Genomic DNA, 12,687 nt, shown 5'->3' with positions numbered 1-12,687 from the left:
TAATTTAAGGTTGGTATAGTAAACCTATTTTTCTTTTGCCAAGTATTCGTTAAATTAGAATTTAACGAACTCTTGATTATGTGAAGATGCTATCCCCTCCTACCGTTGTACAAAGACATGAAAATGGATACTTTTTTATAAAGAAATTACTTTAGTTATATATATATCTACGTACATCTTTACCATGATTTTTAATAGCAAATCTGTTAATTAAAAGGTACAGTTGCGTATTACGATTCTTTCTAACATAAAAATACATCACTATTTAATAGTGATGTATTTTTATGTTAGATGTTAGATATTAGAATAGGAATACGGGCGAATTAATAAGGAAAAGGTTACTGCATAATATTTCTATAATAGGGTATCAATTAAAGATGCATGCTTTATTCCATAATAGAGCATTTAAATCCTAACTTCTCAGTTTTATCTACACTTTCTTATCTGCCAACGAAACATTAGATACAATTATCAATCCATTTCCCTTTTAGGCTCTACCAACATGATGTGGGATTCCTTTTCAGTGAAAGGTTTATGCTCAACGCCTCTCGGGACAATAAACATCTCGCCCTTAGAAATTTTCACCTGTCCATCACGAAAATCGATGAACATCTCCCCTTCAAGCACGATAAATAGCTTATCCGTATTAGGATGCTCATGCCATATAAAATCTCCATTAGCCTTAAAAAGCTGAATTTGATCATCATTCATTTCACCAATCACTCGTGGATACCAATAATCGTTAATTTTAGATAACTCGTCATTTAGTTTAATAGGTTGGTAATGGATAATAATCCCTCCTCATTTTTAACTTCCACTATATTACAGTAACCTAAGTGAAAAAGTCGTCATTACGCTTAAAAAGAAAATGCTCAGGCCAGAACTTTTCATTCAGATAGTACAAAAGAGTGATTTCAATGAAAGTTCTTTCAATCCAATGTTTCCTTTAACTCTCCATAAGTATAGAACAGTGATTTTCAAATAAGAATGGACCCCTGTTGACATTAGTATGGATTATTGATGAACTTCTCGCGATATTTAGTAGGCGAAATGCCAACTCGATTCTTGAAAACTCTACTAAAATAAAAAGGGTCTGCGATTCCAACAGCCTGCGCAATTTGTTGTACAGGCACACCACTTGTACATAACATTTTTTGAGCCATCTTTATACGATAGTTCAATAAATATTCTGCTGGCCCTATACCTGCATGCTTTCTAAACACGTAAGAAAGACGATTTCGATTAACATTATTTTGTTCTGTAAGCTCATGTATTGTAATATCTTTATAATAGTATTTACGAACGTAACTAGATATTCGTTCGAATAAAGTATGCGAATCATGGTTGTTTTCTCTATTGACAACACTTAATAAAGCTTCATTCAACGCTTCGCGAAAAAGCATTTCTGTCTGAAACATCGAAATGCCTCCACGCTGATTATACACATCCCAAAGACGCATAAGTAATTCGACAAGACGAGGAGATTGTCCTGTGAATAATTCAAAATGCTGATGAGTAAAGCCAGAGTCTTCTCGTTCTGAATTGCTTATCCGATATAAAACAAGAATATATTCCCAGTTTATTTCACCAAACATTTTATGGGCTAATGTCATTTTTGCGCCCCCATGTATAACTTTTCCTGGGGAAAGGGTATACGGCGTACCATTAAATTGAAATTGCGTCTTCCCTGTAAGCGGAAATACAAATCCAGGGAAATAATCTGTAAACTCAGCACAAGGCACACCTGGATTTTTAGCATAACGATATACTCCTTCTACTCGGAAAGGAGTATTGGCAAGATACTCTGCTAACTCATTCACGTCCAACTTCACAATGCACGCCTCATTTCAATAATAGTTTTCTTGTAATTCGCGAGATTAATTGGTGTACATTCTGGGCAACGCTAAACTAAAAATAGTACATACGCCTTAACAAGATCTGGTTACTAACCTATAAATATATTGTTTTTCATTTATTTAGTCTACTGTTAAGCAGCTTTATTGAAAATTAGAAATTCAACCTTTATATGTTCTACAAAAACTTATCTAATCCCTTTTTATTTCAAATTTATATTAATAGCTCTGATATAAGAGTTAGATATTAAAATTGAAACCAGCTCCTAAAAATTCAACGTATAGTAGTTAAAATTTCATTGTGTTTGCAGCTAGTTTTAAAAAGTACCCACTTGGTTGTTGTCTGTATGTATGTGAAAAAGTATCCACTTTAGTGTCTCCGTTTAAAAATGTATACTAAATAAACTTTCACCGTAGATAATTCAACATAATTTCAGAAAAAGATATACTAGGGAAAGTAAAGGGACAATTGGAGATAGCAGATAAATAAAAGAGCCTACTCGTATGAGCCGGCTCTTGATTACCTCTCCTTTGAGAAAGAGAAATTCTTTCAGTAAACTTATTAAATGCGTTATCATTGTTTTACTAGCCATTGTTCAATTACTTTCACAGTTTCATCTCGTTGTGCTTTTGGCGTAATTAAGCTTGCATTATCACCTTTTTGCTCACCATACATGCCAAAATAAGCATGGTTTCCGCCTTTTATCATGTGCATAGTTGTATTCTTTGACATTAACTTTTTATAGTTTTCTATTTTTTCTACAGTTGCTAAAGCATCTACTTCCCCATAAATCGATAACATCGGAATCGATTTCGTAGAGAAGTCATCTGCAGGATAAGAACCTAAAAAAATGATCCCGTCTATCTTGTCTTCATGTTGAAAGGCATACTTAGAAATCATAGCTCCCCCCATTGAATGCCCCGCAACATACCACTTCTGAACTTCAGGATACTGTTCCATTACACTGTCTACCACATTGATTCCAAATATCGCTAAGTTTAGTGGTAACTTAGGCATCACTACAAAGTGCCCATCTTTTGCAAGAGCTTCCCCTAAGTAACTATAAGCCTCAGCTTCTACTTTAGCTCCTTGGTAAAAAATAACCCCCACTTTAGCATCTTTCTGCCCAAAAACTATATTATCTTCTTCTTTTTTATATTCCACTAACGACAAAGCCTCTTTCGTTGGTTTATACGTAAACTGAGACCAAACAAAAAAACTAATACTTCCCATAAGTAAAATACCTAGTAAAGAGTACAGAACAATCTTCATCCACTTCTTCACATTTATGCCCTCCCTAAGATGTGTATATTCTATACTTTAATTATTATTAATATGGTTGTCGAATAATCTTAACTAATATGTTTAGAAAAAATACTACGAGCACCTCAAATGCCGTTTTAAACTAAGGTCAATATATTCAGCCTAAAACGCAGGTTGCATACTCTAAATAAAACTTTTAAAAAAAAGCCGATTTCTTTATCGTATAAGAAATCGGCTTTTTTTTAATTATTGATTTAGTAATAAAAACACCTTTTTAAGATAACTAGGTTCATACTATAGACGTTGATCTTTCTGGAAGTTTAAACGAAAATGATCCTCATCGTTATATACCCCAAATTCATATCCTTGCTCTTTATAAAATTTAATAATTTCAGGAAGAGCTTGTAATGTTTGCGCCTTTTCATGCATTAAAACAACTTCTACTTCTTCTGTTGTTTGTTTCTTTACATTTTCGATAATCTGAGTTGGATTATCTTTTAATTTCCAATCATTTGAGTCTATTGTCCAATCCCAAACTTTTATTGCTGCTTCTACAATTTGATTACGAATTTCCTCACCCTTTAATCCTGGTGCAGATCCATATGGCGGACGAACTAGTTTAGGAGTTGTACCCGTAATATTATGGATAAGAGCTAACGTTTCTTTCATCTCCGGTACGAATTGTCCTTTTTTGTATAGCTTATCACTATTATGTGTCATACTATGAGCACCAATATAATGTCCTTCTTTTACCGCTCGTTTTACATTTTCCTGAAAACCTGTATTTTGTAAATTGCTACCTTGCATAAAAAATGTTGAAGCAACATTTTGCTCTTTTAGTACATCTAAAAATTTCCCAGTTAATTCGCTAGGACCGTCATCGAATGTTAAATACACAACCTTTCCTACCGGTTTTCCATCAGGTCTTTTCTGCTTTGCCGGTGATGTTTCCTTTTTCTTTTCTTGTTGTTGCGTATTAACTTGTTTACTACTTTCATTAGCTACTCCCTTCGCTGGGGTAGAGTTCCAATTTCCAATTAAGAAGAATGTGAAAAAGGTCGTCGCTAAAACAACTCCTAGAGATATTATTGCCTTCGTTACTACACTTGTTTTTTTCTTACTTTGCGATTCTTTCATTATTTTTCAATCCTTTCCCTATTAATTTTTATATTCATTATTTATAAGGCTGAGCCTTTATTCGATTGAATCATTAGTTTCAACCGGTGTTTACAATAAATAGATTAATAGAAAGAGGTAAAGATAAAATGCAGATAACGTCGAAATCAGTTAAAGAATAGCGTATTGTGTTTACTTTTTAAAAAAGAATTTGTTTCACTAATACAGTTAAATTTGAAAAATAAATATACACCTAAAATAAAAAATACTATTCTTTCTAATTAAGATTTAGAAAGAATAGTATTTTTCTACTTGGCTATTTTATTACATAATAAAATAATTAATAATGCCATCCACAATACCTTGTTGCGACTTTGCCTGGAATTCTTCTGAATTCATTCTTTTTTCATCACTCACATTAGATGTAAATCCTAACTCAATTAAGATCGCTGGAGAAGGGTTTTCTCGTAAGACAAGAAAATCACTACCATGAATGCCTCGATCTCGGCTGTCTATATTTTGATTAAAAATAGCTTCTTGTACAATCTTAGCTAATTTTTTATCTTTCCTTTTATTAGATCCATAATGAGTTGTTATTCCTTTTACATTTGTATCCTCAAAAGCATCATGATGAATGCTAATATAAAGATCCGCCGAATGGTCTTTTGCTACTTTGACACGCGCTTGTAATTCTTCTTTTTGTTTTGTTTCTGGAAGTAAACTCATATCTTTTTCGCGTGTTAATATAACTTTTGCATCCGTTCTTCCTTCTAATTCTTTCTTTATATTTTGTGCTACTTTTAAATTAAGTTCTTTTTCAACCGTTCCAAATTTCTTTCCTTTCGTCCCTCTATCTCCTCCACCGTGCCCCGGATCAATTACAATTGTTTTTCCTTCTAATCGTAAATCCTCTTTTGATATATTTTTGTGCCCCTTAGCATATATGAAACTAACGCCTGTACCCATTATTATTATAATAAGCAAAAGCAATATCGCTCTATTTTTCATTTTAACAATCTCCTTATCAGCTTTTCATTCCGTTTCTAATGAAAATAGTAATGAATGCTCATAAAGATAAAATGCAGATAATGTCGATTTTATTTAAAAATGACAAAAACGTGTAGAACAAAAATTCTACACGTTTTTATTTAAATAGAAATAAAATAATACTCCATCTTCTGTATTCGAAACACCATATTCCGCACCATGCAACTCTAATATATTCTTTGAAATAGCAAGGCCTAATCCTGTTCCACCTTTGGAGCGTTGACGAGACGTATCTCCACGATAAAAACGATCCCATATTTTTTCTAAATGTTCTAGTTCAATATGTGCACCTTTATTTTCTACACATACTTTTACACGTTCATTCTCTTCTATTGTAGAAATAATAATATTCTCCTGCTCTGGTGTATAGCGAATCGCATTCGTAATAAAATTCGTTATAACTTGTTCTATGCGATGTTGGTTTGCAACAACTGCAATTTTAGAAAGTTGTTTATGAACATGTAATTGCTTAGCTGTTATATCCGAGGTTAATTGCTCACATATATAATCAATCATCTCATCAATATGAAAGACATCCATTTCCATTTTATACGTACCAGATTCGAATTTTGCTAACTCCAGCATATCAATAATGAGCATATCCATTTTATCTACTTCTTTTGACATTGCTTTAAAGTAATACTCCTTTTTATTACTAGCAACACCATCCTCCAAAATTGAAATACAGCTCTTCATTATACTTAAAGGTGTTTTTAACTCATGTGAAACACCCGCAATAAATTCTTTACGTGTATTTTCTAATTGCTTTTCTTTTTCTATATCTTGCTGCAATTGATAAATATACGAATGCAGCAAGATATAGAAAGTGTATTAATATTTTGTGATAAATCACCTATTTCATCCTTTGTCGTAATAGGTATCGTCTCTGAGAAATCTAAATCCGCAATTTTTTTTGTAGTATCATTAATTTGTAATAATGGCTTGGCGATTTTTTTGAGTAATAGAACGATATCAAAACAATTAAAATCAGTACAAAGATAATTAAATATACATAATAATCCTTAATCATTTGCACTGCTTCATCAACTGGTTGCAATGATGTCATAGCAAATATATAGTTTGTCTTACCCTCTGCGTCTTTTGTTGGCTTGATTAATAGTTTATATTTAATATCATTTTCTTCGTAATCCATTATTTCTATAGAAGTAACATCATTAGATTTTTGTTCCAATAATAAATCAACCTGAAATTGTTTTATTCTATCTATAAGCACACGATTTCCATATATAAAGTTCGTTCCTACAGTCCCCTCCGGTAATTGCACGTTTTGAATGATTCCTGCTAAATATAATTGTGAACTTTCTTTTGAAGATACAGCTTTTGGCCCATACAATCTTTCTGACAGTTGCTTGTTCTCTAACCCAACATTCTTCTCTTTTATTGTTAACATTGCAGGGACTACTATATCCCCCTTCTGTACTCCATCGATAATAATATGACTCCCTTGTTCTAAACTATATTTCATCCTTTCTATATCTTCTAAATTGATAAAACTATACAACGGTATATGAATGGAACGTTCAGAAAATCTCTTGTTTTCGTTAGGATCTAATTGAATTTCTAAAGAGAAATCATTTGCATATTTTATATTACCTGCACGATCTAACGTTGTAATCCATGTTGCATTCTGTTGATAGAAATTTTGTTCCAATTCTTGAATTGCTTTCGCATCATCTCCAGCTTTTACATATGCTTTTTCAAAGGATTGAATATTCATTTTAATATCATTAACTTTTCGATTTGCGTAGTATTGCTTAAAAAATATAGTTTGTCCAATAAAAATAGTTACTAAAATAAGTGTGCATATTGCTGTTGTTAATATAAATAACTTTAATACAATTCCTTTTTTCATGCTTGTCCCTCAAATTTATAACCAGCTCGTACAACAGTTACAATACAAGCTGCTTTTTGTCCTAATTTATGACGCAAATTACGGATATGACTATTAATAGTGCGATCATCCTCATCCACCCGAGCCGTTAGCATAATAATAGGTACATTAGATTTCTTCCGAATTCGCCGACAGACCGCCCAACCATCTAATTCCGGTAACATAATATCTAAAATAATTAAATGCACCTCATGCTCTTCAAATATAGATAACGCTTCTTTCCCATCTATCGCCTCTAAGACGTTATATCCTTCGTTTAATAAGTAATCCTTCATAATTTCACGTAAAATATCTTCATCTTCTACAATTAATATTGTTCTTTGCATCTTTTATCTTCTCCACGATTTATTTTATCCCGCTTTAATGGGCAGTAAGACCCCCACCTCAAAATGCAGCGAAAGCAAAAAATTTAGCTGGGGATCAACTGCCCATAAAAGTCCGATTGGTTCAACTAATAATCAGTGGGGGATGAAGAAAACCCCCACTGATTAAAGTTTCACTTTATTGTTAGGAAGAAATAGTTCATTTTATATGTTAACCAATTAGAAATCTTTCACTATTTCCGTCGCTACTACATACAACATAGTTACATCAAGATAATAGCATGACGGTATAAAGATAAAATGCAGAGATAGCCTTACTATTGAAATTCTATTATAATTTTGTAATTGGAATGAATTTGAATCACATAAAGAACCAGAAGAAATACTATTATTTGGAGGTATCACGATGAGCCTTTTCATTAGAGCGTTAGAAACAAATGATTTAGACAATCTCCCGGAAATTGATGACAGTTTCATAGTGAATGCTCGGTTAATTCTTTCTCTTTCAAAATTAAATGGACGCATAGAATATACAGTAGAAGACGTTCCGAGTTATGAAAAAAGTTATTTACAAAATGATAATGAAGAACTGGCCTACAATGAATATATAGATAAGCCCAATCAAGTAATTTACATAGCACTGTTACATAACCAAATCATTGGACTCATAGTATTGAAAAAGAATTGGAATGACTATGCTTACATAGAAGATATAGCGGTGGATAAAAAATATCGTACACTCGGAGTTGGTAAAAGATTAGTTGATCAAGCAAAGCAGTGGGCAAAAGAAGGCAACTTGCCAGGTATCATGCTTGAAACGCAAAATAATAATGTCGCAGCATGTAAATTTTATGAAAAATGCGAATTTGTAATTGGTGGGTTTGATTTTCTTGTTTATAGAGCTTTGGATATAACAAGTGATGAAGTTGCAATTTATTGGTATTTTCATTTCAAATGAAAATGTTCTTACCGTTAAACAAAAACAAAATAAAAACCCCCATCTCTCCATATTAAAATCGAGAAATTGGGGTTAATTTATTTCATCATATTTTTATTTAAAACAAATAACTAATTAATAATCCTGCTGATAATAAGAAGCCGAAAATCGTATTTGTCATCGCTGTTGATTTCATTGCGATGCGCATATATCCCGGATCCTTTGCTCCTTTTTGGAAACTTCGAATGGCAGAGATTGGCTTTCTCAAACCTAGGAACATAACTAATGCCCAAGGGCTTATATAACCCATCAATACAATTACAGCGATCCATACATAAGCAATGAAAAATGCTACAGCTAGTGTTACGATTGCTTTCTCTCTCCCAAGGAGGATTACTAATGTCTTTCTTCCACCTTTAATATCTTCTTCAATATCTCGGATGTTATTCGACATGTTGATTGCACCGACTAAAATTCCAATTGGAACGGAAATCAATACACTTTCAATTGTTATCGTATTCGTTTGAATAAAGAAAGCAATGAGTACAAAACATGTCCCCATCAACAATCCAGAAACTAATTCTCCAAACGGAGTGTACGCAATTGGTAATGGACCACCTGTATATAAATAGCCAACCGCCATCCCGATTAAACCGATAACGACTAACCACCAGCTGCTATTCATACAAATATAAACTCCAATAATTGCTGCTACTACATACAATAAAAGCGCAACTGTTAACACATTTTTCGGTTTCAATCCATGACGGACAATTCCACCACCGATACCAACAGAATCAGCGGTATCTAATCCACGTTTGAAATCATAGTACTCATTAAATAAGTTCGTTGCGATTTGCAATGCTAAACATGCAACCATCATCGCAATAAATAAAAGCCAATGAATGTCTGTAACATAAAGTGATGCTACTGTTCCTAAAATTACAGGAGAAAACGTCGCCGTTAATGTATGCGGGCGCGTCATCTTCCATATTAATTTAGCGGAACTAATTTCTTTTTCTGTCCCCATAACTCTGTTCAATCTCCCAACATTTTAAATATAAATGACTAGCAGTATCTTTCTATCTATTTTCTGCTTCACATCTATTATATCAAAAAAAGAATTGGCGATAGAACTTTAATGCTCTTGCCTGCACCATAACTTTGCATCAAAATATCGTTTTTTCTAATAATAGGTACAGCCGCATGCTCATCAAGCTAACAAAGTAAATTACTAGATATGAAACGATCCTTGTTTCGCATCTAATAATTTATAGAAAAGTAGGCATACTAAAGAAGCCTATTAAAACGTGATTTTTTCGCTTGAAACAGTAACGGAAAGTAATCTTTAATTATAAAAATCGCTTTGTATTCGCTCAACTCCTGCTCTATCTTTTCAAATAGAGGCGTTTAAAGATTTTATATACCATGCATCCATAGTAGAGTGTTCAGAACCTGGTAGGGGTTCATTTAAAAGTATAAATTCAAATTTTTCATATAATAGACATGCAGTTTTTAATTCATGCATTGTTTCTAAATAGCACTTTCCATAATGTGTAGCGGCAAATGACAAAGCTGTTTCCATTAGTTTCTTGGAAAGCCCTAAACCTTGTGCTTTTGGACTTAAGTATAGCTTTTGTAATTCGCAAACTTTATCATGTTCGTTAAACGGTGCTATACCAATTCCACCAACAACTTCTCCTTCCATTTCCACTACCCAATAGTTCGCATGTTTTAGATTATTATAATATTGGTGTAGGTCATTAAGTTGAGGGTCAAAATAAGCTGTTCCAGGAAGCGCTAATCCAAGTGATTTTAATGAATCTTGTATAATTTCTTTTACTCTTGCATTGTCTTCTTTTTTCATTTCTCGAATCATCATATACAATCTCCTTCAATTAAGTTTTATTAAAGATTACGACAGATTTTTGAAAATGGCCCCTCTAAATGTTGACTAAGTCCACGTTTTAAAGGTACAGTTATATTAATATTAAATGTGGACTTAGTCAACTAAAGGAGACTCCATGGATAAAAAAATTATTTATGACATCAGGCAATTCAACCGATTTTATACAAAGGTACTTGGTTTATTTAATAATCAAATTCTAGATACAGATTATTCATTAACCGAAACACGAATACTATTTGAAATAAGCGAAAGAACAGAGTGTATTGCGAATACTCTTGTGCAAGAACTTAATATTGACAGAAGCTATATGAGTAGAATTTTACGTAGATTTGAGAAGGAAGAATTAATAGAGAAACGAAGCTCACTAAAAGACAGCAGAAAAAACTTGCTCTTTTTGACAAAAAAAGGAGAGGAACTACTAGATATAATTCATATTCAGTCAGATGAACAAATAAATCAATTGTTTAACGGACTAAGTGATAGTGAGATTAATGAGATTCGTATTTCCATGATGATAATAAAAGAAAAATTAAATAAAAACATTAAACAAAAGTAAAAAAATGAATTGGGGTAGCGTCACATATCCATCAATTTAACAGAACAGGTTACCCCTAAAACGGTAAAAGTGAACTTTGGTGCTATTTTTGTTTAGTGGGTACTTTAAAATATTAGCTTGATGGTGATGAGGTACAGCCGAGATACATGAATATTAGGCTTACAACCTTTTGAACTTATCACTAGGTTTTATTATGTCTATTTACAAGGAACTGGCTATAACAACTACATTAGGTCTTTCAAAAGGAAATCCGTTGCTCAAATTCGAACAACGGACCTTCTTTATATGAACCAATGTAAAACATCCTCGGCAATCTCTTCCGGTCTATCCCAATGCATTAAGTGCCCTGTATTTGTATAAAGCTTAGGCGTAATATCAATATGCTTCCTAAATTCCGCGATCTACAATTCTCTTATTTCTAAATAATTATCTGGAAGATCACAATACAATAGTAAAATATCGTTTTTAATTTTATGCGATTTCAATGTCTTATACACCGTATATTGAAACTTAATTACACTTCTAGCGGTATCGCCAGTAGCATGCCATTTCACTTTATTATCTTCTTCTCTCATTAAATCATAAACCGCACGCTCTATTAATGGCGACCATCTAGTGTAAACCATTTTTTCTGATTGGATGAACGCTTCTTTACTGTCAAAAATATATTCATCAAAATCTTTCTCATAATGGGTGATTTCTTCTTCTAATGACCGAGGTGGGCACTCTCCTTCTTTCTCACCTTTATATAGCTCCGCAAAATATTTTGCATTCATTTTACCATGATGATAACCACCATCTAACAAAACCATTTTATTTACTTTTGTAACCCATTAATAATTGTATCTATATTCCATTTCATCATTTTCAAATACGTATCTCCGTCCTCACCTGATTTACCTAGTGAGTCTGTAAAAATTGTCCCTGCAATCGGCACGTTTGTTTCTTTTGAAACAGTTTCCATGCTACGTCGATCTACACTTGTTTCAACAAATAACGCTGGCACTTTGTTTGTTTGAATTACACTTACAACATCTCTAATTTGGTCTGGCGTACCTTGGTTTTCTGAGTTAATTTCCCAAATGTATCCCGTCTTCATATCATATGCTTTTCCAAAGTATTTAAAAGCACCTTCACTAGAGATTAAGAAACGTTTTTCTTCAGGAATTTGATGAATTCTATTCACTGTCTCATCGTGTAACTTTTGAAGATCTGCTACATACTTGTCGGCATTTTTAGTATAGAACTCTTTATTTTTAGGATCTTCTTTAATTAATGCCTTTTTCACATTTTCAGCATATGCAATACCGTTTTTAATATTCATCCATGCATGTGGGTCTGGTTCTTTTTCTAATCCTTTTGTTTCTAAGTAAATAGCTTCTACACCTTCACTTACTTTATAAACAGGTGCATCTTTTTCTGATTTATTTGCCGTTTTTAATAGTTTTTTAAACCATGCTCCGCCTTCTTCTAGGTTTAGCCCATTGTAAAATACCATATCTGCATCTGTCATTTTCATAACATCTTTTGGTAGTGGATCATATTCATGCGGGTTAGCTCCAATCGGAACAAGACTATGAATCTCAACTTTATCTCCACCAATTTGCTTCACCATATCATATATAATGGAGTATGTAGTTACAACTTTTAATTTTCCACTACCCTCTTCTTTTCCATTGGTGTTACTCGAACACGCTGTTAATGCAAATACGAAAATACAAAGTATCGATAATAAAACATTTTTAAATTTCATCTTTATCCTCCAATCAA

At 32.8% G+C, this 12,687-nt stretch carries 11 protein-coding genes and 2 pseudogenes; 2 read left to right on the top strand and 11 right to left on the bottom strand.

Going from position 1 to position 12,687, the window contains the following annotated elements; translation table 11 throughout:
• Positions 1–471 precede the first annotated feature (471 nt).
• The 7 genes and pseudogenes from MR115_RS17325 to MR115_RS17295 form a co-directional block, all read right to left on the bottom strand.
• Positions 472–711, bottom strand: coding sequence for a cupin domain-containing protein (locus MR115_RS17325; protein WP_000997182.1), 240 nt, complete (start codon positions 709–711; stop codon positions 472–474).
• 293 nt (positions 712–1,004) lie between these two features.
• Complete coding sequence (locus MR115_RS17320; RefSeq protein WP_242242112.1) at positions 1,005–1,832, bottom strand: helix-turn-helix transcriptional regulator; 828 nt, start codon at positions 1,830–1,832, stop codon at positions 1,005–1,007.
• 595 nt (positions 1,833–2,427) lie between these two features.
• On the bottom strand, positions 2,428–3,138 hold the full coding sequence (locus tag MR115_RS17315) for an alpha/beta hydrolase (protein ID WP_242242111.1): 711 nt from the start codon (positions 3,136–3,138) through the stop codon (positions 2,428–2,430).
• 273 nt (positions 3,139–3,411) lie between these two features.
• Positions 3,412–4,254 carry a polysaccharide deacetylase family protein gene (locus tag MR115_RS17310; protein ID WP_098884531.1) on the bottom strand — a complete coding sequence of 281 codons (843 nt, stop codon included), beginning with the start codon at positions 4,252–4,254 and terminating at the stop codon, positions 3,412–3,414.
• Positions 4,255–4,557: 303 nt separating this feature from the next.
• A complete protein-coding gene (locus MR115_RS17305; protein WP_242242110.1) occupies positions 4,558–5,241 on the bottom strand; it encodes an N-acetylmuramoyl-L-alanine amidase family protein in 684 nt (227 codons plus the stop codon).
• A 126-nt stretch (positions 5,242–5,367) separates the two neighbouring features.
• Positions 5,368–7,153 (bottom strand): annotated as a pseudogene (locus MR115_RS17300) (sensor histidine kinase).
• Entirely contained in the window at positions 7,150–7,518 is a 369-nt protein-coding gene (locus MR115_RS17295; RefSeq protein ID WP_242242109.1) for a response regulator, read from the bottom strand. Before MR115_RS17295 ends, MR115_RS17300 begins: the two are co-directional and overlap by 4 nt.
• Before the next feature lie 403 nt (positions 7,519–7,921).
• On the opposite strand from MR115_RS17295, the gene satA reads away from it, so the two are divergent.
• A complete protein-coding gene (gene satA, locus MR115_RS17290) occupies positions 7,922–8,473 on the top strand; it encodes a streptothricin N-acetyltransferase SatA (protein WP_242242108.1) in 552 nt (183 codons plus the stop codon).
• A 97-nt stretch (positions 8,474–8,570) separates the two neighbouring features.
• On the opposite strand, the gene menA is transcribed toward satA, so the two are convergent.
• Together menA and MR115_RS17280 are read right to left on the bottom strand one after the other, a co-directional pair.
• A complete protein-coding gene (gene menA, locus MR115_RS17285; RefSeq protein WP_242242107.1) occupies positions 8,571–9,482 on the bottom strand; it encodes a 1,4-dihydroxy-2-naphthoate polyprenyltransferase in 912 nt (303 codons plus the stop codon).
• A 366-nt stretch (positions 9,483–9,848) separates the two neighbouring features.
• On the bottom strand, positions 9,849–10,334 hold the full coding sequence (locus tag MR115_RS17280; protein ID WP_071722886.1) for a GNAT family N-acetyltransferase: 486 nt from the start codon (positions 10,332–10,334) through the stop codon (positions 9,849–9,851).
• Positions 10,335–10,476: 142 nt separating this feature from the next.
• Here MR115_RS17280 and MR115_RS17275 point away from each other — a divergent pair, with 142 nt between their 5' ends.
• Positions 10,477–10,917, top strand: coding sequence for a MarR family winged helix-turn-helix transcriptional regulator (locus MR115_RS17275; RefSeq protein ID WP_242242106.1), 441 nt, complete (start codon positions 10,477–10,479; stop codon positions 10,915–10,917).
• A 281-nt stretch (positions 10,918–11,198) separates the two neighbouring features.
• Here MR115_RS17275 and MR115_RS17270 read toward each other — a convergent pair.
• Positions 11,199–11,741 (bottom strand): annotated as a pseudogene (locus MR115_RS17270) (alpha/beta hydrolase); the annotation flags it as partial.
• Complete coding sequence (gene mntA, locus MR115_RS17265; protein ID WP_242242105.1) at positions 11,735–12,670, bottom strand: manganese ABC transporter substrate-binding protein/adhesin MntA; 936 nt, start codon at positions 12,668–12,670, stop codon at positions 11,735–11,737. The pseudogene MR115_RS17270 and the gene mntA, both read right to left, overlap by 7 nt.
• Positions 12,671–12,687 lie beyond the last annotated feature (17 nt).

Origin of the sequence: Bacillus cereus group sp. BfR-BA-01309 (assembly GCF_022664315.1) — a bacterium.
GTDB classification, from domain to species: Bacteria; Bacillota; Bacilli; order Bacillales; family Bacillaceae_G; genus Bacillus_A; species Bacillus_A mobilis.
Note: the sequence above shows the minus strand (reverse complement) of the source record. Positions and strands in the feature narration are given on the sequence as shown.